Origin of the sequence: Thalassobaculum sp. OXR-137 (assembly GCF_034377285.1) — a bacterium.
Classification (GTDB): Bacteria; Pseudomonadota; Alphaproteobacteria; order Thalassobaculales; family Thalassobaculaceae; genus Thalassobaculum.
This window is the reverse complement of the sequence record NZ_CP139715.1, coordinates 2,973,077-2,994,086: the sequence shown is the minus strand read 5'-3', so window position 1 is coordinate 2,994,086 and position 21,010 is coordinate 2,973,077. Positions and strand designations below refer to the sequence as shown.

Sequence of the window (21,010 nt, the reverse complement as noted above, 5' to 3'; positions counted from 1 at the left end):
GGCGGGTCTCGCGAGCAGAAGCAGATTGAGAATCGTTCGCAATTACACTAGCGTCGGCCCGCTCGAGACCAGCGCGCTGGATCTGCGGCGTCAGGCCCAGATGCTCGCCTTCCTGCAACGGCTCGCACGGGGCAGCGGTCTGCTGATCCTGATCGCGATCCACGACCTCGACCAGGTGCTGCGCTTCGCCGACATGACGATGGTCCTGAGCGACGGCGGCCTGTGGGCCAGCGGGCCGACTGAGGAGGTGATCACAGTGGAGATGCTGGAGCGGGTCTATCGGGTGCATGCCCGTGTCGAACCCTGTTCGAGGGGGTTCCCCCACATCTCGGTGGACGGCGCCGCCTGACAGCCGGGTCGCGTGGGGAACATGGACTGAAGCAGGAGGGCGGCGCTACGCCTTCGTCCGGATTCAGACCATCGCCCCTGTAAAATGCCGGACTTATTTACGGTCTTTTAATCAAGCTGTCGGTATATCGCCCCAAGCTGTTTCTGCTATCCAACCACCCCAAACTGCCCCAAACACCGGCACTCAGCGACTGAGAGAACATGAAGCGTTCGACACTCTGCCTGACCCCAGGCGGAAGATCTGACGATGTGTCGTCGTAAAAGCCATGGGCGTATTCGAGTCCAGAAGAGAGCGAAACCGGAGGGCTGTTACGTGCCAACCGAACTAGCGATTTAGATTTAGGTCCGTCCTTTCAGGATAATGTCATGAACTTCAAGAACCTGCCTCTCACCCAAAAGATGGTGGTTTTCGTGGCCGCCATCACCATTCTGAACGTGAGTTGGGGAGCGTGGACTCTCTACTCGCAGAAGGAGATGCTGACGACCGGCAAGCAACGCCAAATCACCGCCGTTGTCGACGCGGCCTACTCCATCGCGGCCGGATACGAAGCCCGCGCCAAGGCCGGCGCACTGCCGGTGGACGAGGCGAAATCCGCTGCCATGGATGCGATCCGTGAGCTGCGCTACGCCGACGGCGACTACGTGTGGATCAATGATATGAACCACGTGGTCGTGATGCATCCGATCAAACCGGCCCTCGATGGCCAGGATGTCTCCGGTCTGAAGGATCCGGCAGGCACTTTCGTGTTCCGCGAGTTCGTCAACGCCGTAAAGGCCAACGGTTCTGGTTTCGTCAACTACCAGTGGCCGAAGCCCGGCTTCGAGCAGCCCGTTGAGAAGACCTCGTTCGTCAAGCTGCTGCCTGGATGGAACTGGGTGCTCGGCAGCGGCCTGTATCTCGACGATGTCCAGGCCGAATTTCGCTCAGTCGCGCTGCAGGTCGGTCTTTCGGTGCTTGCCGTGACCGCCGCAATGCTGGGCTTCACCTGGCTGTTCGCGCGCAATGTCGCTCGCCCGCTGACGTCCTCCGTGTCGGCAGTTCAGCGCCTCGCCGACGAAGATCTGAGCGTCGAGGATGGCGACGACCAGCGAAAGGACGAGATCGGCGACCTTTCGCGGGCCATTGCCAGCTTCAAGTCGAAGCTTCGCGAGCGTCAGGAGCTCGCCCGTCAGCAGGCGGCGGAGCAGCTCGAAAAGGAGCGTCGCCGCGACGCCAGCGAGCGTCTGATCCGCGACTTTTCCGCCACCATGGCCGGCGTCCTGGAACGCCTCTCCGAAGCCTCCGATGAGATGTCCAGCACCGCCGAAACGGTTCACCGCAGCGCTTCGACGACGACGGATCAGGCGGTTACGGTCAGTGCCGCCGCCGAGCAGGCGAGCGTGAACGTGCAGACCGTCTCGTCTGCCGCCCAGGAGATGGCCGCCTCCATCGCCGAGGTCACCCGTCAGGTCGGTGCCGCGAATTCGGTTACCGGCGAGGCCCAGGTGCAAGCCAAAGATATCGTCAACACGGTCAGCCGGCTTCAGGCCGCGACGGGTCAGATCACGGAGGTGGTTGATCTGATCAGTTCGATCGCCGCCCAAACCAACCTGCTCGCCCTCAACGCAACGATCGAGGCTGCTCGTGCCGGCGATGCCGGCAAGGGTTTCGCCGTGGTCGCCGGCGAAGTGAAAGGCCTGGCCACTCAGACCGCAAGTGCCACCGCGGACATCTCGCGCCAGATTCAGGAGATGCAGGAGGTCTCCGGCGAGGCGACCGGCGCCATCGCGGAAATTGCCGACGTCATCGAGCGGATCGGATCGATCAGCGCGTCCGTGGCGGCCGCGATGGATCAGCAGAACGCCGCGACCCAGGAAATCGTGCGGTCAGTGGAGGAAGTCGCAAGCGGCACCTCAATGGTCGCGGAAAGCATCACCTCGGTTCGGACGGCGGCGTCCGATTCCCGCGGGGCTGCCGAAAGTGTCGCCGGCACGGCCTCCCACCTAGCCGAACAGACCGCCACGCTACGTTCGGAGATCAAGAGCTTCCTGGCGGAGATCACCCGGGCCGGCGAGCGTCGGAACTTCGACCGTAAGACGTGCGATCTTCCTGCAACCGTCGAAACAGCATCCGGCCCGGTGACAGGACGTCTGGTGGATATCGGGCTGGGCGGTGCGCATTTCGGCAGCCGGATCAGCGGCCGCGTCGGCGACGGAGTTTCTCTGATCGTCGAAGGCCAGCGCATTTCGGCGCAGATCGTTGAAATCGGCGACTCCACCCGGTTGAGGTTCTCGCTCGACACCTCGAACCAGCACGCCGTCGAAGCCATCACGGCCCGGATCGCTGCCTGACGGGTGGGTTCGGAACCGTTGGCAATCGATTTATAGCCACGATGGGCATAGCGCCGCAGCGCTATCCCTGAGAATGGAGTGTTCTCGCGGTGGACCCGATCGTCATCGGCTCCTGGGGGCGGGCGTCGGCAAAGGCCTGGCGTTCGCCCCGTCCACCTGCTGCGTATGGCGACGGCGTGAGTGAGGCTGTAGCGCCCGACGGGCCCGGGTCCACACCGCTGTTGCCCTTAACGTTCCTTAAAACAGAACGTTTAATTCCAATCATTGAATTTTCTTCATACCAACGACTCCGATAGATACGCCGGCATCCTTTCTTCGACCGGAGTCGGACATGCTGTCTTTCGCCCTGCTCGCCGCCATGGCGCCCCCCGTGTGCTTCGCCGTCGCTGCCGTGATCGCCGGGCGCGACCCGGGCGCCCGTCCGCGTCTGGCGCTGAGGGCGGCGTCCGTCGGGACGGGGGCGGCCCTTGTGCTCGCCGTGGCGGCGGCCGGCCTGTTCGCAGTCGCCGGTCCCCTATCGGGGCCGACTCCGTTCGGCGACCGGATCGGGGCGCTGGTCCGCCTGGACCTGCTCAGTACGGTGATGCTGCTGCTGGTGACCTTCCTCGGGGCGGTCATCGTGCGGTTCAGCCGCAACTACCTGGACGGGGACCCGCGCCAGGGCGCGTTCGTCTCCGGGCTCTGCCTCACCCTGGCCGCGGTCTGCGCCCTGGTAATCGCGGGCAGTCTCGCCGTGCTGGTCCCGGCCTGGATTGCCACCAGCCTGGCACTGCATCGGCTCCTGACCTTCTATCCGGCCCGGCGGCAGGCGATCGCCGCCGCCCGCAAGAAGTTCATGACGGCCCGGATTGGCGATGTTTGCCTGGCCGCAGCGGCGGGCCTGTTGATCGCCGCCTTCGGCACGGCGGACATCGCCGCCATCCTCGACGCCGCGCGGACCGCCGGCGCTCCCGGTTCCGGGGCGACGGTGACGCTCGCCGGGTATCTCATCGTCCTGGCGGCCGTGCTGAAATCCGCCCAGTTTCCCACCCATGGCTGGCTGCTCGAGGTGATGGAGACGCCGACGCCGGTCTCCGCGCTGCTGCATGCCGGCATCATCAACGCGGGCGGCTTCCTGGTGCTGCGCTTCGCCGATGTGATGGTGCTGGCGGCCGGCGCCCTGCCGGTCCTGGCACTGCTCGGTGCCGCCACGGCGCTGATCGGCACCGCGGTGCTCACCACCCAGTCCAGCGTCAAGGTCTCGCTGGGCTGGTCGACCGTCGCGCAGATGGGGTTCATGCTCCTGCAATGCGGCCTGGGCGCGTTCCCGCTGGCGCTTCTGCATATCGTCGCCCACTCCCTGTACAAGGCGCACGCCTTCCTGTCCTCCGGCAGCGCCGTCGATCTGGCGCGCAGCCGCGGCAGGCAGATGCCACAGCCGGCGGTCCGGCCCGCGGTTTTCGTGCCGTCCCTGCTGCTCGCCCTCGGGCTGACCTACGCCGGCGCTGCGGCCGCCGGCCTCACGACCGGCATCGGATCCGGGGAACTGGCGCTGGCCGCCATTCTGGTCATGGCCGTGGCGACCTTCCTGATCCGGCCGGCGGGCATGGCGATGGCGGGCAAGGCGACGGCGGGCCGCGTCTTCGCCGGCATGCTGCTGATCGCCGCGGCCGGGCTGACGCTCTATCTCGGCCTGCACACGGCCATGATGGCCCTGACCGACTCGGCCTTCCCGGCATCCGCCATCCCCGGTCCCGGCGACTGGGCGCTTGCCGCCGCCGTCGTGCTGAGCTTCGGGGCCGTGACCGTGCTGCAGATCTGCGGCCTGCCGACGGGAGACACGCCGTCCCTGCGCCGGCTGCGGATCCATCTCGCCAACGGGTTCTATGCAAACGCCTGGTTCGACCGGCTGGTCGGCAGCTACCGGCTGCCCGGCGCGGCACGCTGAAGGAGGATCGTCCGATGAACGTTCAAGCCAACCCCGCCGACCTTGCCCATCTGGAGTCCCGGCCGGCGACCGCCGACCCTGACCCGGTCGCCGCGGCACGGGCCGCACTGCGCCGCATCGCCCCGCTCTGGCCGCTCGACAGGTTCGTCGCGGTCAATCCCTTCCTCGGCCTGGACAGCCATCCCTTCGCCCAGGCGGCCGGACGGATGGCCCAGGTAGCGGGCGCGCGGATGTTCATGGACCGGCCGTTCTTCGCCGCAGCGGTGGAGAGCGGGCGGATCACCGACCCGGACCTCGCCGATGCCCTAGCTGCGACCCACGGCACCGGTTTGCCGGCATCGGTCGCCGAGATCAAGAAAGCGCTGGCGGAGGGCCACGGCACTTCCGAGATCCGCCCGATCGCGACGGTGGCGGAGATTGCCGCCGGTGCGACCGGGACCGACTGGCCGCGGATCGTGGTACAGCAACTCTCGACCTGTGCCGCCGCCCATTTCGCTGAGGACGAGCCCAGCGGCAGCTTCTATGCAGTCTGGCGCGAGGTCGCCTCGGCGGACAGGACGGCGGAGATCCATGGTCTGACATCGGCCCGGCGGCACGCGGCCCATCTGCCGCAGGCGCCGGAGGACCTGGTCCGGGAGGCCGTCCTGCTCCTCGGGATCGAGCCGGCCGGCGTCGAGCTCTACTGTCATCGGCTGCTGATGACCGTCTCGGGCTGGGCCGGATACGCCCGGCACCTGCTCTGGGAAGCCGAGCTGAAGGGTCGGCACAGCGATCACCTGTTCGAGCTGCTGGCCGCCCGGCTCGGCTGGGAGGTCATCCTGCGCGGCGCGCTGTTCGCCAATGTCGACGTGACCGCGCAATGGGCCGAGACGCGCAGGAGCTACGCCGACGGCCCGTCCATCGGCGAGCCCGCGGCCCTGGACCTGGTGCTGCTGTCGGCGTACGAGCGCGCCTGGCAGCGGCGGTTCGCCCGCACCCTGGCGGCAGCCCCCAGGACAGAGAGCCCCGCCGCCGGTCGCCGGCCGGCCGTGCAGGCCGCCTTCTGCATCGACGTGCGCTCGGAAGTGTTCCGGCGGGCGCTCGAGACAGTCTCGCCGGATATCGACACTCTGGGCTTCGCCGGTTTCTTCGGCCTCCCGCTCGAACATGTGCCGCTCGGCAGCGACGAGGGCCTGCCGCGTTGCCCGGTGCTGCTGGCGCCGACCACCGTCATCCGCGAGGCCAGCCCGACGCCGGCAGAGAGCGCGGCCGTCGGCCGGGCACGGCAGGTCCGGCGCGGCGTCGCCCAGGCGATCGCCCGGGTCCGGCGGACCGCGGCCGGAAGCTTTCCCTTTGTCGAGCTCTCCGGGCTGGGTTTCGCGGCGAAGCTGGTGACCGACAGCCTCGGTCTGACCCGGCCGGTTGCCGATCCTGTAGGCGCCGGCCTCCTCGGACCGGTGCGCGGCCGGACCCGGCCGGAGATCGATCCGCCGGTCGCGGGCGGGCGGCATACCGGCATCGCCGGGGCGGACCGGGTCGCGATAGCGCAGGCCATCCTGACGGGCATGTCGCTGACCGGGGGCTTCGCCCGCGTCGTTCTCCTGGTCGGCCACGGCGCGTCGACCGTGAACAATCCGCATGCCCGGGGCCTGGACTGCGGGGCGTGCGGCGGCCAGAGCGGCGACGTGAACGCCCGGGTGGCGGCGGCCCTGCTGAACGACGCCGACGTCCGGAAGGGGCTGGCACAGCGCGGCATCCGCGTGCCGCAGGACACGGTCTTCGTCGCCGGCCTGCACGACACGACCACCGACGCGGTCACCCTGTTCGACGCCGACAGGCAGGCGCCGGAACATCTGGACGACCTCGCGCGTCTGAAGGAGCAGCTCGCCTCGGCCGGCCGGATCGCCCGGCTGGAACGCGCGCCCTCGCTCAAGCTGCAGGACGGCGGCGATGTCGATCGCAGCCTTCGGGCCCGCGCCCGGGACTGGAGCCAGGTGCGTCCGGAATGGGGGCTCGCCGGCTGCACCGCGTTCGTGGCGGCCCCGCGCACCCGCACCGCCGGCATGGATCTCAAGGGCCAGGTCTTTCTGCACAGCTACGACTGGCAGTCGGATACGGACTTCCGGATCCTGGAGCTGATCATGACGGCACCGATGATCGTCGCGAGCTGGATCAACCTTCAGTACTACGGCTCCAGCGTCGACAACCGGGTGTTCGGAAGCGGCAACAAGACGCTGCACAACGTGGTCGGCACGATCGGCGTGATGGAGGGCAACGGCGGCGATCTTCGGGTCGGTCTGCCCCTGCAATCGGTCCATGACGGCGACCGACTGGTCCACGACCCGATGCGGCTTTCGGTCTATCTGGAGGCGCCGCAACAGGCCATCGACCGGATCGTCGCCCGGCACGAAACGGTGCGCCGTCTCGTGGACAACGGCTGGATCTTCCTGTTCTCCATCGACCCCGAGGGACGGGTCGCCCGCCGATCGACCGGACAGCCCCGGTGGGAGCCTGTCGCGGTGTAAACCGCTCCTTCCAAACACGTGCCAAGCCGGGCGTCTACACGGCCCGGCATGGTCCCGACACGGGCTCAGACGGCCGGTTCGAGCGCGAAATTGCGACCGGGAGACGCGCAAAATTTTGATAAAGGTCAACGCAATTTAACGGGCCGTTAAGCACATCAATTTAGCATATTCGAACCACCCACAGAGGAATGGTCGCGATGCTAGCGTGGTTACCGCAGTTTGCCGGAGGACTGGGCCTTCTTGTGATGCTGTCGGTCTGCGTGGCGTATATCGATTCGCGCGCGACCGTCGGATCCAAGCGGCACATCCACGACATGATCATCGGAACGCTGTTCGGGATGATCATCATCGTGGTCATGCTCAAGCCGATTGAGTTGCCGGTTGGTGCGACCTTCGACCCGCGCGCCGGACCGGCCATCCTCGCCGCCGTCTTCGGTGGACCGGTGGGAGCGATCGTCGCCGCCGCAATGGGCGCGTTCGGTCGCTACTATCTGATCGGCGGGCCGGTGGCGCTGGGCGGAGCCGTCGGCTTTCTCCTCTATGGCATCTTCGGCCTGCTGGTCCTTGCCGTCGTCCGGCGCAAGAACCTGTCGATGAGCCCGAGCATGCTCGCGATCGTCGGCGCGCTCGGCACTCTTGCCGTCCTGCCGGCCTTCTTCGTCAGCGTCGATGCGCCGACAGCCATGCAGATCATCCGAAAAGCGGGGCTGATCCTGCTCGGCAACAACATTGCCAGCACGGTGATCGTCGGGCTGGCCGTGGATTTTGCCCGAAAGCACGTGCAACTGCGCGCAAGCCTCGTCAAGCAGCAGGAGGAAGACGCGAAACTGTCGCTGGTGGTCCGCCACACGACGAACGCGGTGGTCATCACCGACGGCGACGGCCGGATCGAATGGGTCAACGAAGGCTTCACCCGCACCACCGGCTATACCCTGGAGGAAGCGCTCGGAAGAACGCCCGGGGCTCTGCTGCAGGGCCCTGAGACCGACCCGGCAACCGTCCAGAAGATGCACGACGCCATAGGGCGCGGTGAGGCCTTCGACGTCGAGATCCTCAACTATCACAAGGACGGATCGCCCTATTGGGTGGAGATCAGCTGCCAGGCGATCCAGGACCCCGGCAAGCCGAAGAAGTTCATCGCGATCGAGAACGACATCACCTTGCGGAAAAAGGAAACCGAGCGGGCGGAGCAGGCGGAGAAGATGCTGCGCATGGCGATCGACTCGATCGACGACGGGTTCGTGCTGTTCGACAAGGACGACCGGCTGGTCCTCGCCAACCGGAAGTACAAGGAATTCTTCCCGCGCGGCTTCGAGGTGATCCAGCCCGGCGTGGCGTTCGAGACGATCCTGCGGGCGTCGGCCGAAGGCGGCGCCTACGTAGTGCCCGAGCAGCCCGACGCCGATTTCGAAACCTTCATCCAGTCCCGTCTGAGCACCCATCGGGCGGGTGGGGAAATGAACCAGAAGCTTCGCGACGGCCGCTGGCTGAAGCTGCGGGAGCGCCCGACCCCGGAGGGTGGCGTGGTCGGCCTCAGGATCGACGTCACCGAGCTGAAGACGGCGCAGGAGGCCGCCGAGGCGGCGAATGTCGCGAAGTCGGAATTCCTGGCGGCAATGAGCCATGAGATCCGGACCCCGATGACGGGCATCATGGGCATGGCGGACCTGCTGCTGGACGAGGATCTGCGGCCCGAATGGGCGGAAAAGGTGCGCCGGATCAAGGGCGCTTCGGCCGGGCTGCTGACGATTCTCAACGACATCCTGGATCTATCCAAGCTCGAAGCCGGCAAGATGCTGGTCGAGGACATCGCCTTCGAGGTGCATCCGCTGATCGACGACGTCATTGTCCTGACCAAGCAGATCTGCCCGGTTCAGAAGATCGATCAGATCGCCATTTCGGCCGAGATCGACAAGGATGTGCCCCGATGGGTCAAGGGCGACCCGACACGGCTGCGCCAGATCCTGCTCAATCTTCTCGGCAACGCGGTCAAGTTCACCGAGCAGGGGTCGGTCACCCTTCGCTGCGCCGTCGATCCGGCCGGCGGCGGCCTGACCTTCCAGATCGCCGACACCGGCATCGGCATCAAGCCGGAGGTGCTTCCCCAGCTGTTCAACGCCTTCACCCAGGCCGACGCGTCGATCAGCCGGACCTATCAGGGCACCGGACTGGGTCTCGCCATCTGCCAGAGGCTCGTTCACCTGATGAAGGGATCGATCAGCGCCGAAAGTCGGTTCGGAGAAGGCAGCACCTTCTCCGTCCGATTGCCGGCCAAGGCGGTCGAAGACGCCCAGGCGGACGCCGCCGACCCGGCCGGCACCGCGCCTTGCCCGACCCGCCGCCTCCGGATCCTGGTCGCCGAAGACGTGGAGATCAACCGGATCATCGTCGAGGCGATGCTGAGCAAGAGCGGCCATCGGATCGTCATGGTCAACAACGGCCTCGAAGCCGTCCAGGCGGTCGAAGCCGAAGACTTCGACGTCGTGATCCTGGATATCAGAATGCCCGTCATGTCCGGGATCGAGGCCGCTCGCCGGATCCGGATGCTGCCCGGCGAGAAGGCCCGCACGCCGATCATCGCCCTTACCGCCGATGTCATGGAACAGAACCGCGAAGCCTGCCTGGCCATCGGCATAAACGCGTTCATCGCCAAACCGATCGAAGTCGATGCCATCAACAGTGCGGTCCAGGAGGTCGCCGGCGTCTCCCAGCAGAGATCCGTCGCCTAGAACGCGACCGGTTCAGCTCGAAGCGACCTGAACCGTGAAGTGCCCTCTAAGGCCTCAGCGTTCCTGAGCCCCATACAGATGCGCACCCTGCGCGGAGACTGCCTTCGCAAGCCGCTGCGCGGCCAGCACATAGGCGGCCGTGCGGAAATCCACGTCGAATTCCTGTGCCGCCTCGATCACCGCCTTCGACCGGTCCTCGAGCCGCTTCTTCAAACGGTTGTCGACGTCGTGGTCTGAAAACGGGATCTGCGTCCGCCCCTGAACCCATTCCAGCCAGCTGACAAAGACACCGCCTGCGTTCGCCAGGACATCCGGCGCGATCCGGATGCCGCGCTCGCGCAGGATATCGTCCGCGTCGGCACTGACGGGACCGTTGGCAATCTCCAGGACCGCGCCGGCTTTGATCCTCTCGGCGTTCCCGGCGGTGATCTGTCCGCCGAGCGCCGCGGGGACGAGGAGGTCGCAGTCGGTGAAAAGGACGGCGCCGGACTCGTCGGTCTCCCCGCCATCCAGCTCGGTCACACTGCCTTTCTGGTCCTTGGCCTTTTCGAGCGCATCGAGATCCAGACCCTTTTCGCTGCGGACGCTGCCGCTGCTGTCGGCGACGGCGACGAGGGTCCAGCCGTCTTCGACCGCGCGGCGGGCGAAGCGGCGCCCACCGGACCCGAAGCCTTGCAGCGCGATCCGCCTCTTCGTCCCCGCGAGACCCAGCGCCTCCTCCATGGCCTTGAGCACGATGAAGGCGCCGTCGCCGGTGGCGTTCGCGCGCCCAGCCAGCCCGCCGAGGACGGGCGGCTTGCCCGTCACGACATGGCGGGTGTGTCCGGTGCGGTGCTTTCCGTACGTGTCGGCGATCCAGGCCATCTCTGTCGGACCGGTGCCGACGTCCGGGGCGGGAATATCGCGATCCGGGCCGATCACATGGGCGAAGCCTGCGGCGAACTCCCGCGTGAAGCGTTCGCGTTCCTGCGGGCTCAGCCCCCGGAAATCGATCTGCGCCCCGCCCTTTCCGCCGCCGAACGGAAGGTCGATCAGGGCGCATTTGACCGTCATCCAGAACGCCAGAGACTGCACCTCGTCGGCCGAGACCGACGGGTGGAAGCGGATGCCCCCCTTCGTCGGGCCGAGATGGTCGTCATACCGGCAGCGCCAGGCCTTGATCAGTTCGAGGGAGCCGTCGTCCCGTCGCAGCGGGAGGGAAACCGCGATGGTTTCCTTCGGGTACGACAGCGGCTTCAGGGTCTTCTCGCTAATCCCTGCCGCCTTCGCCGCCTCGAAAAGGCGCACGCGTGCGCTCGACAATAATTCGCCCATCAAGTCTCCCTTGGATCAGAGTTTCCGAGTCCGGCGGACAGGAGCGGGTTCCGTTACCGGATCGCGCTGTCCGTCTGGGCAATCGATGCGGCGTCTATTCTTACGCGCGGCCGGAGATGTTCATGGCGGAAAGCCAATACGGTCGATTTCCCTTCGGACCCGGTGACGTGGACACACAGATGGATCGGTGCGCCCATCGGTCAACCGAGCCGGGGAGTCCGAGACTGGACGCATCCGGCACTCCGCCCATCCGTCCGTCCGGCACTGTCCTCAGGAGGTTGCGGTCGGCTTCTTCCACTCGACGGTGAGGTCCTCCTTCCAGGCGAAGCGCAGGAGGTGGTCGGCGACCACGGTCTCGACCACGGCGAGATCCTCGGAGGTGGCACTCTCGCAGGCGAGAAGCAGCGTGTCGTCGCCCGCCGTCATCCGGCAGGTCCCCGGCTCGAACCGGACCACTCCGTCGGTCTCGCTCCATTCCGCCGGCACCCGGTGGCCGAAATGCTTGCACAGTTGGACCAGATACCGGTCCGCTTTGCCGGTCCGCACCCGGGCGGTCGATGTTTCCAAGGGTCCTGTCTCCTCAGTCTTGAGCCGGCCTGGCAGGGTGGCGGCAAGGGATCCATGCCACAGAGAGAACACTATTGCGACTAACTCGCAATAGCTTTTAGGGTGCGCCGTTCTCCGACGCGCCGGATCCATCGCCATGACGTTGACGTTTCCTTGCCCCCGCATTCCGGTCGAGCCGTGCGCGGTGCCGCGCGGCCGGACGCCCGGGTAGGGACGCGATGGTCAGCCGACATGGATCCTGGCCGTCCGGCGGCGGCGTCGCCGTCCTGTATGCCGATCACCGCGGTGCGTTGGTCGGCTATGCCGGCCGGTTGCTGGGCGACCTCGCCCGGGCCGAGGAGATCGTGCAGGAGGCCTTCATCCGGTTCTCCGCCTCGGCGGAAACCACCGTCATCGACGAGCCGGTCGCCTACCTGTACCGCACCGTCCGCAATCTCTGCCTCGACAGCCGGCGCAGCGGGGTCCGCGACCGGCAACGCGATCAGCTCCTGGCCGAGGCGCTGGGGGATCTGGAGGGTCTGCGCGAGACCGGACCAACGCCCGAATCCGCCGCCGCCTCCCGTCAGGAGTTGCGGGTCCTGCAGGCCGCGATGGCGGAACTGCCCGATCGGATGCGCCGGGCGCTGGAACTGCATCGCTTCGCCGACCTCCCGGTCAAGCAGGTGGCGGCGGAACTCGGCGTCTCGGTCGGAACCGCCCACGGCCTGATCGTCCAGGCCCTCGAGCACTGCCGGCAACGGCTGGACCGCCCATGAACCCGACCGGAAAAGACGGGTCGAATTTGAACGTCGGCCATCGCGGAACGTCTAAGGACAGGGACGGAGCGCTCCGGCTCGACAGGGACCGCGCGGATGACGGCTTTGATCTTGAGGATTTCGTGACGGCCGACCGACATGACCACTGGATCGCCGCCGACTGGCTGGTTGCCCTGCGCGACCGGCCGGACGATCCCGTGCTGCAGGATCGGTTCGCCGACTGGCTCAGTGCCGATCCGGCCCATCGAGATCAGTGGAAGGCGGTCGTGCGCACCTACCGGAGTCTCGGTGCGGTCGAGCGATCCGGGACGGCGACCGTCGTGCCCCTCCCCAATCGGCGCAGGCGCTGGCTTCTCGGCGGGGCGGCAGCGGCGCTGGTGGCCTGCCTGATGCTCATGCTGGCGCCGTCGCTCGTGCGCACCATGCGCGCCGATTTCGTCTCCGGGACGGCCGAGGTGACGCGGATCGTGCTGCCAGACGGCAGTGTGGTGCAGCTCGCGCCCAACTCCGCCCTCTCCGTCGACTACGATACTGCCAGCCGCCGGATCGACCTGCTGGACGGCATCGCCCTGTTCGAGGTGACGCCGGACCCTGCCCGCCCCTTCTCGGTCTCGGCGGGACCGGCGACCGCTACGGCCGTCGGCACCGCCTTCGAGGTCCGGCGGCTCGACGGGCTCGAAGCGGTCGCGGTCCGCGAGGGCGTGGTCAGTGTCGAAGCGGCGCCCGGAGCGGGCGGCAGACGGCTGAAAGCGGGCCAGTCGATCCGGATCTCCGGCTCCGGCACCGCCCAACTCGGCGCGGTCCTGCCCGCGCAGATCGGGATCTGGACCGAAAACCTCGTCACCGCCCGCGAACGGCCGGTCGCCGACCTGGTCGCGGAGATCCGGCGCTATTATCCCGGCCTGATCGTCCTGCGCGGCGAGCGCCTGGCCGCCCAGCCGGTGACCGGCATCTTCGACATGTCCGACCCTGCCCGTGCCCTGGGCCTGATCGCCGCCTCCCAGGGGGCTGACTTGCACCGGTTCTCGCCCTGGCTCCTGATCCTGGACGGCGGCTGAACTTTTCTCCGGGAAAAATTTGAACGTCCGAGCGTCCCGATCGTCATCAGTCAAAATCTGCGAATAAGTCGCAGTTGCAAATGATCTGCTATCGCCGGTCGGACGGCGTGACGGGGGAAGTTATGACGAAGACGGTATCGGCAACGCGCGGGCGGTGGGTCCGCGGTGGGGCGCTCGTACTGGCGACCTGCGCGGTCATGGCGGACGGTCCGGCACGGGCGCAGGATGCGCGGCCGGTGACGGTGGCCCAGGCGGCCGAGGCCCGGCGTTTCGACATTCCGGCACAGAACCTCGCCGACGCCCTGGCCCTGTTCGGCCAGCAGGCGGGCATGCAGATCTCCGCCCATGGCGATACGGTGCGCGGCAAGACATCGACCGCGCTGGCCGGCACCATGGCGCCGGAAGCCGCCCTGCGCACGCTGCTGGCCGGTACCGGTCTGATCTCCGAGGTCGGCGATGGCGGGGCGGTCATCACCGCGCCGGCGGCCAGCTCGTCCGCCGTCACCCTGGATCCGATCGTGGTGGCCGGCCGTGGCGGAGTGGCCGACTATGCGGGTCCGTCCACCGTGTCGCTCGACACCGAAACCCTGGAACGGCTCGATCCCCAGGACCTGCAGGACGTCTTCAAGAGCACCCCGGGCGTCCAGGTGGGCAGTTCCCTGCCGATCTCCCAGAAGGTCTATGTGAACGGCGTGGAGGAGACCAACCTCTCCGTCACGATCGACGGCTCCCGTCAGAAGAACAAGCTGTTCCACCACAACGCCACGACCCTGATCGACCCGGATCTGCTGAAGGCGGTGCGGGTCAATCCGGGCGTCGCCCCTGCCGATGCCGGACCGGGCGCGCTGGGCGGATCCATCGCTTACGAGACCAAGGACGTGGCCGACCTGCTGGCGCCAGGCGATAATTTCGGCGGTATGGCCGGCACCGAGTTCAACACCAACGGCAATACCCTTTCAAACGACCTGACCCTGTTCGGCCGGAACTCCGGCTTCGAGGCTTTGGGCTACTTCAAGCTCGCCCGAGGCGACGAGTTCGAGGACGGCGACGGCAACCGGGTTCTCGGTTCGGAGACCGACTTCGTGAGCGGTCTGGGCAAGCTCGCCTACCAGCACGACACCGGCTACCGGTTCGAACTGTCCTACGAGAACGTGGAGGATGACGGCGACCGGCCCTATCGCGCGAACTTCATCTCGACGGACGCCGGACGCCCCACCGCCGCCACCCGCAACTACCGGCTGGAGCGCGAGAACCTGGTCGTCTCCTTCGAGAACGCCACGCCGACCGGCCTGCTGAACCCCTATGGCCGGTTGGCCCTGGCGACGACCCATCTCGACGCCCTGGAAACCGGCAACGACAATTTCGGGACCTACGAGAGCCTGAACGGGATGCTGGCCAACACGTCGGAGATCGCGCTCGGCACGGTGGATGTCGGCGTCGATTTCTACTCGGACACCAGCGAAGGCTCGTTCCCCGATTACGGCGCGGAATGGATGGGCCTCGAGGAGAAGGCGCAGAACTACGGCCTGTTCGCCCAGGCGCGGCTGGAGCCGACCGACCGGATGCGGATCTCCTTCGGCGGCCGCGGCGACCTGCACCGCTTCGAGGGGCTGGACGGCTCGGACTCCGAGAACGCCGGACTGTCCGGCAACATTTCCGGCGAATACGACCTGCTGCCCTTCCTGACGGCCAGCGCCGGTGCGTCCCACGTCTTCGGCGGGGTCGACCTGGCCGAACCCTTCATCGTCAACCCGGACTGGGCCTATCCGAGCGGCGGCATGGAGCCCTCGACCGCCGACAACGTCTTTGCCGGCCTGGAATTCAGGGGCGAGGGCATCAGCCCCCGCCTCGCCGGCTTCAGCCTTTACGGCAAGGTGTTCAAGACCACCATCGACGACATCCGCGACGAGGAATATCGCGGCGGGCCGAACGTCTACAGCGACCTGGAATCGGTCGGCTTCGAGATCGGCGCCGGGTACGAATGGGCGGACGGTTTCGTGAAGATCGGCTATGCCGATATCGACACCGAGATCAACGGCAACTCCGGCACTTCGGAGTACCAGTATATCGGCACCGCGATCGGACAGGTCGTGACGGCGGAGGCGGCCTACACCGTCCCCGCCACCGGCGTCACCATCGGAGCGGATGCGCAGTTCTTCTTCGAGGAGGACAGCACCGACATCTACACCTCCTCCCCCGGCGTGCCCTTCCCGGCCTATGAGGTCGCGAACGCCTTCGTCTCCTACACACCGGAGACCCATCCCTTCCTGACGGTGCGGGCGACGGTGAAGAACATCTTCGACGAGACCTATGCCGACCGGGCCTCCTACGGCCAGGAATACCCCGGCGTGGAGGTTCTGAACGAGCCGGGACGCTCCTTCCTGCTGAGCGCAAAGGTCCGGTTCTGAGCCCCCATCGACGGAGCGCCCCGTGCGAATGAAACGGCTACGGCTGCTGGCCGCCACCTTCTGCCTGGCGGCCTTCCCCGCCCTGGCGGAGCCGCTAGAGATCACCGATATCGCCGGCCGTCGGGTGACGGTCGAGCGGCCGGTGGAGAGGTTCGTGATCAGCGAGGGGCGGTACATACCGCTCCTCGCGCTTTTGCGTCCGGACCATCCGGTGGAGGGTCTCGTCGGCATGATGACGACCCTGGGCTGGACCCAGCCGGAGCTGGAACAGCAGCTTTATGTCCGCTTCCCCGAAGCCCGCGACATTCCGCTTTTCGGCCACCGCAACGCCGACAGCGTGTCGGTCGAGCGGATCATCGACCTGGATCCGCAGGTGGCGATCTTCGGGCTCGGCGACCACGGACCCGGGGCCGAGAACGCCGAGCTGATCGCCCAACTGGAGGCGGCCGGCATCGCCGTGTTGTTCATCGACTTCCGGCTGGACCCGCTGAACAACACCCTGCCGTCGGTCGAGCTGATCGGCCGCGTCCTCGGCGAGGAGACGCGGGCCGCCGCCTATACCGATTTCTATCGCGCGCGCCGCCAGGCGGTGCTCGACAAGGTGGCCACGGCGCCGAGCCGGCCGTCCGTCTTCCTGCAGGTCCATCCCGGCCGCAGAGAATGCTGCTGGGGCATGGCCGACGGCATGCTCGGCCCCTTCGTGGAGCTGGCCGGCGGTCGCAACATCGCCGACGGCACGGCCCCCGGCCCCACCACCCAGCACACGGCCGAATTCCTGATCGTCGAGGATCCGGATGTCTGGATCGGCACCGCGTCGGGAACACGGGAAGAGTACGAGCGCGGGGATCCGCCGGTCGCGGTCGGGCCCGGCATGACCGCGGAGACCGGTCGGGACAGCCTGCGGCGTTATCTGTCCCAACCGGAATTCGCCAGCCTTGGAGCGGTCCGAAACGGGCGCGCCCATGTCGTCTGGCACAATTTCTACAACTCGCCCTTCAACATCGTCGTGCTGGAAGCGTTCGCCGCGTGGCTGCATCCGGAGCTGATGGCTGACACCGATCCGCAAGCCACGCTGGAGCGGATCTTCGAGGCGTTCCTGCCGTTCGAGGTCGACGGTACTTATTTCGCCACGGCGCACCGGGACTGACCGCATGACCTCGACCCTGGACGCCTATGCCGGGCTGACCCGGAAACGGACCGCCGTTCTCGCCGCTCTCTCCACGGCCCTGATGCTGAGCCTGCTGCTCGACCTTTCCGCCGGACCGGCCGGCCTGGGCCTCTGGGACATCGTGGTCGGGATCCTCGACCCGGACAGTCTCGATCCGCGCCACCGGGTGATTCTGTGGCAGGTGCGGATGCCGGACGCGCTGATCGCGGTCGTCGTCGGCGCCTGTCTCGGCCTCGCCGGGGTCGAATCCCAGACCATCCTGGACAATCCGCTGGCCAGCCCCTTCACCCTGGGGGTATCGGCGGCGGCTGTGCTGGGTGCCAGCGTCGCCATCATCCTGGCGCCGTCCATGCCGCTGATCCCGCAGACCGCCGCCCTCCCCGTGCTGGCGCTGCTTTTCGCGCTGGGAGCCGGCATGGTGATCCTGGCCGTGGTGCGGTTCGGCAATGGCGCGCGGGAGACCGTGGTCCTGTTCGGCATCGCCCTGGTCTTCCTGTGCAACGCCCTGACCTCGGCCCTGCACTACGTCGCCGATGCCGACGCGATCCAGCAGATCGTTTTCTGGACCATCGGCAATCTCACCAAGGCCGGCTGGTGGGAGGTGGCGATCGTGACCGCCTGTTTCCTGACCGTCCTGCCGTTCAGCCTGCGCCATGTGTGGTGGATGACTATGCTGCGCGGCGGTGAGGCTTATGCCCGCAGTGCCGGGCTCGACGTGGCGAAGCTGCGGGTCCAGGTCATCTTTCGCACCTCCGTGCTCGCCGCCTTCGCGGTCTGTTTCGTCGGCTCCATCGGCTTCGTGGGGCTGGTCGGGCCGCATATCGCCCGGCTGCTCCTGGGCGAGGATCACCGCGCCTTGGTGCCGGGGGCGGTTCTGTGCGGCGCGCTGATGCTGTCCGTCGCGTCCTTCCTGTCCAAATCCGTGCTGCCCGGCGCCATCGTGCCGGTCGGCATCCTCACAGCGGTGATCGGCGTGCCGGTCTTTCTCGGCCTGCTCGCTCTGCAGCGGAGGATGCGATGACCCGTCTCAGCCTTTCCGCCGTGTCGGTCGCCTACGGCCGCCAGCGGGTGGTCCACGACATCTCCATCCCGCCGGTCGAAGACGGCCAGCTCCTCGGCCTGCTCGGTCCGAACGCCAGCGGAAAATCGACTTTGCTGCGCGCACTGTCGCGAGAACATCCGGCGGAGGGCCGCATCCTGCTCGACGACCGGCCGATCCAGTCCTTCAGCCATGCCGACTGGTACCGGTCGGTCGCCGCCATGCCCCAGGCGCCGCCGGCGGGCAGCGCGCTGCGGCCGGTGGAACTGGTCTGGAGCACCGCACGGACACTCGACCTGGGCCTGTCCGACCGGGCTCTGGGCGACCGGATCGACGGGCTGTTCCACGCCCTGGGGCTGGAGGCGATCGCCATGGCGCCGCTGTCGACCCTGTCGGGCGGAAAACGACAGCTTGTCGGTTTCGCGCTGGCGATGATCCGCGATCCCGACGTGCTGCTGCTGGACGAGCCGACCTCGGCCCTGGACCTGTACTGGCGCCTCAGCCTGATGGACATCGTGCGCAACCGGCTGGCGACTCGCGGCGGCGTCGGGGTGATCGCGGTCCACGACCTGGATCTGGCCGCCCGCTACTGCGACCGGCTGGCGCTGATCCAGCACGGCCGCCTGGTCGCCGCCGGAACCGCCGCCGACGTCCTCACCGAAGCCAATCTCGCCGCCGTCTACGGGGTGGAGGCCGAGGTGACGCGCGATCCGTCCGGGCGTCCGGACGTCCGCGTCCTGCGGGTTGCCGGAAATCCCGGCTGATCGGCGACATCGGACACGGACACGTCGGCACAGGTCGGGATCGAGTTGCGGTTGCGGGCCGGTGTCGCCAATGCGCAGAATGATCGGGCTTGGCGAAACCCACCGGGACCTCCGCGATGACAACCGTCGATTTCCAGCCTGGGGGCTACAGGTTCGTCCCCGGGGTCTTCCAGTATTCCGCCGGCGTTGCGGCCCTGTCCGGCTTCGGGATGCGGCGCGTCCAGTTTCGGCGGCCGGTCCCGCTGGATGAGGGCTTCGCGCGGATCGAGGGGATCATAAAGGCGGAGGAACGGCCGCTCACGGCGTTCTGCGCCTGCGAGCTGCGGTCTCCCGGCCAGTTCTCCGAGGAGGGTTTCCGGCACTTCAACGAGCGCTATGTGGACACGCTGGCGCGCTGGGGCATCTTCGACGGATCGACCAATCCGGTGGCGCGCAGCAATGTCTGCCCTGAAGTCGGCGGCCCCGCCGAACCATCGTTCCACGCCTTCACCTTCACCGTCGCGCGGGAGGAGCCCCGCCCGTCCTTCGTGGTGGCCGGCAGCGGCGAATGCCCCGAAGGGCTCGGGAACTACCGCGACCACATCGTACGGCGCGGCGACCTCAGCGCGGAGGCGATCGCCGAGAAGGCGCGCTTCGTGCTGGGCGAGATGGAACGGCGGCTCGGCGCCCTCGGCGCCGGCTGGACGGACGTGACGGCCACCCAGGTCTATACGGTACACGATATCCACCCGTTCCTCGCCGGCGAGATCGTCGCCCGCGGCGCCGCCCCTGGGGGCGTCACCTGGCATTTCGACCGGCCGCCCGTCGTCGACCTGGAGTACGAGATGGATTGCCGCGGCGTGCTTGAGGAGTTGGTCGTCTGACCACCCGGCTCAGGATCGCGGTCGGCGCCTACGACCGCACCCTGCCGCTGATGGCGGGGCTGGTCGGGATCGACGGCGTTGCCGCCGACTTCGTCACGGCGCCGCTGGAGGAAATCTTCGCCCGGGCCTTCGACGCGCAGGCCTACGACGTCACCGAACTGTCCTTCAGCAACTACCTGTATCTGACATCGACTGGCGACTGCCCCTATGTCGGCCTGCCGGTCTTCCCGTCGCGGTCGTTCCGGCACTCGGCGATCTATATCCGCACCGATCGCGGGATCCGGGGACCGCGGGACCTTGCCGGCCGCCTGGTCGGGGTCCGCGAGTACTCGATGACGGCGGCGCTGGTGGCGCGCGGCGTGCTGGAGGACGATTTCGGACTACGCGCGTCCGACATCCGCTGGCGATACGGCCCCGCCTATGCCGGGGACGGCGCGCCGATCGTGCGGGTGAGGCCCCGCGGCGTCGAGTTGGAGCCGCTGGCCGGCGCGTCCAACCTGTCGGACGCCTTGCGCGACGGCGTGCTCGACGCGCTGGTGGCCTACAAGCCGCCCCCGGCGTTCCTGGACGGGGCGGCGGGCGTCGACCGCCTGTTCGTGGACTATGCCGGCGTGGAGGCCGACTACGCCCGGCGGACCGGCATCTTTCCGATCATGCACCTGCTCGGCATCCGCCGCGAGATCGCCGAACGCGACCCCGGGCTCTGTCTGCGGGTGTGCGAGGCGTTCGAAGCCTCCCGCCGCTATGCCGTCGAGCGCACCGACGAGAGCCAGGCCCCGTTCACCAGCCTGCCCTGGGCCCCCGACGAGGCCGCGCGGTCCCGACGGGTCCTGGGCGAAAATTTCTGGTCCTACGGGATCCGCGCCAACCGCCCGGCCCTGGAGGCCCTGTGCCGATACTCCCACGTCCAGGGCATTTCCGCCCGGCCGGTCACGGTCGATGAGCTGTTCGTTCCGGCGACGTTGACGTGGGGTGACCCGTCCGCCAGTCCGGCGGCAGACCGGTAACGCCCACGTCGCGCCGGCCACGACGCGCTGACGCCGCGAGTTAACCGGTTCTTATTAATTCGTCCCTAATTGTTGGAAAATACAACAATTCTTCGATGAAGCCCCATGCCCAAACGCGCGAGAAAAACTCTCAGCTGGCGGATAGCCGGTGTTCTGATCACGACACTGGTCGTCTGTGTCGTCATCGGCATATACGGGCAGCGGATCGCCGATCTGCAGGACCGAGAG

At 67.4% G+C, this 21,010-nt stretch carries 15 protein-coding genes; 13 read left to right on the top strand and 2 right to left on the bottom strand.

The window, feature by feature from the left end; translation table 11 throughout:
* The first annotated feature begins 25 nt into the window (after positions 1-25).
* From T8K17_RS14105 to T8K17_RS14085, 5 genes are all read left to right on the top strand, one after another.
* A complete protein-coding gene (locus T8K17_RS14105; RefSeq protein WP_322330370.1) occupies positions 26-349 on the top strand; it encodes an ABC transporter ATP-binding protein in 324 nt (107 codons plus the stop codon).
* Positions 350-714: 365 nt separating this feature from the next.
* Complete coding sequence (locus tag T8K17_RS14100) at positions 715-2,679, top strand: cache domain-containing protein (RefSeq protein ID WP_322330369.1); 1,965 nt, start codon at positions 715-717, stop codon at positions 2,677-2,679.
* A gap of 331 nt (positions 2,680-3,010) precedes the next feature.
* A complete protein-coding gene (locus T8K17_RS14095; protein WP_322330368.1) occupies positions 3,011-4,606 on the top strand; it encodes an NADH-quinone oxidoreductase subunit L in 1,596 nt (531 codons plus the stop codon).
* Positions 4,607-4,620: 14 nt separating this feature from the next.
* On the top strand, positions 4,621-7,110 hold the full coding sequence (locus T8K17_RS14090) for a DUF2309 domain-containing protein (RefSeq protein WP_322330367.1): 2,490 nt from the start codon (positions 4,621-4,623) through the stop codon (positions 7,108-7,110).
* A gap of 197 nt (positions 7,111-7,307) precedes the next feature.
* Positions 7,308-9,839, top strand: coding sequence for an ATP-binding protein (locus T8K17_RS14085; RefSeq protein ID WP_322330366.1), 2,532 nt, complete (start codon positions 7,308-7,310; stop codon positions 9,837-9,839).
* 54 nt (positions 9,840-9,893) lie between these two features.
* Here T8K17_RS14085 and T8K17_RS14080 read toward each other — a convergent pair whose 3' ends face one another.
* Positions 9,894-11,153, bottom strand: a complete 1,260-nt coding sequence (locus T8K17_RS14080; RefSeq protein ID WP_322330365.1) for a Glu/Leu/Phe/Val dehydrogenase — start codon at positions 11,151-11,153, stop codon at positions 9,894-9,896.
* A gap of 270 nt (positions 11,154-11,423) precedes the next feature.
* On the bottom strand, positions 11,424-11,720 hold the full coding sequence (locus T8K17_RS14075; RefSeq protein ID WP_322330364.1) for a DUF2218 domain-containing protein: 297 nt from the start codon (positions 11,718-11,720) through the stop codon (positions 11,424-11,426).
* 218 nt (positions 11,721-11,938) lie between these two features.
* Between T8K17_RS14075 and T8K17_RS14070 the strand changes: the two genes are divergently transcribed.
* The 8 genes from T8K17_RS14070 (at position 11,939) to T8K17_RS14035 (ending at position 20,782) form a co-directional block, all read left to right on the top strand.
* Positions 11,939-12,475 carry an RNA polymerase sigma factor gene (locus tag T8K17_RS14070; protein WP_322330363.1) on the top strand — a complete coding sequence of 179 codons (537 nt, stop codon included), beginning with the start codon at positions 11,939-11,941 and terminating at the stop codon, positions 12,473-12,475.
* 122 nt (positions 12,476-12,597) lie between these two features.
* Entirely contained in the window at positions 12,598-13,533 is a 936-nt protein-coding gene (locus tag T8K17_RS14065) for a FecR family protein (protein ID WP_322330362.1), read from the top strand.
* A gap of 122 nt (positions 13,534-13,655) precedes the next feature.
* Positions 13,656-15,941, top strand: coding sequence for a TonB-dependent receptor (locus tag T8K17_RS14060; protein ID WP_322330361.1), 2,286 nt, complete (start codon positions 13,656-13,658; stop codon positions 15,939-15,941).
* A 28-nt stretch (positions 15,942-15,969) separates the two neighbouring features.
* On the top strand, positions 15,970-17,088 hold the full coding sequence (locus T8K17_RS14055) for an ABC transporter substrate-binding protein (RefSeq protein WP_322330360.1): 1,119 nt from the start codon (positions 15,970-15,972) through the stop codon (positions 17,086-17,088).
* Positions 17,089-17,092: 4 nt separating this feature from the next.
* On the top strand, positions 17,093-18,130 hold the full coding sequence (locus T8K17_RS14050) for an iron ABC transporter permease (RefSeq protein ID WP_322330359.1): 1,038 nt from the start codon (positions 17,093-17,095) through the stop codon (positions 18,128-18,130).
* Positions 18,127-18,912, top strand: a complete 786-nt coding sequence (locus tag T8K17_RS14045) for an ABC transporter ATP-binding protein (RefSeq protein WP_322330358.1) — start codon at positions 18,127-18,129, stop codon at positions 18,910-18,912. Before T8K17_RS14050 ends, T8K17_RS14045 begins: the two co-directional genes overlap by 4 nt.
* A gap of 116 nt (positions 18,913-19,028) precedes the next feature.
* The gene (locus tag T8K17_RS14040; protein ID WP_322330357.1) at positions 19,029-19,775 is read left to right on the top strand and encodes a hypothetical protein; all 747 of its coding nucleotides are present in this window, start codon (positions 19,029-19,031) and stop codon (positions 19,773-19,775) included.
* A gap of 50 nt (positions 19,776-19,825) precedes the next feature.
* The gene (locus tag T8K17_RS14035) at positions 19,826-20,782 is read left to right on the top strand and encodes an ABC transporter substrate-binding protein (RefSeq protein ID WP_322330356.1); all 957 of its coding nucleotides are present in this window, start codon (positions 19,826-19,828) and stop codon (positions 20,780-20,782) included.
* Positions 20,783-21,010: the final 228 nt, after the last annotated feature.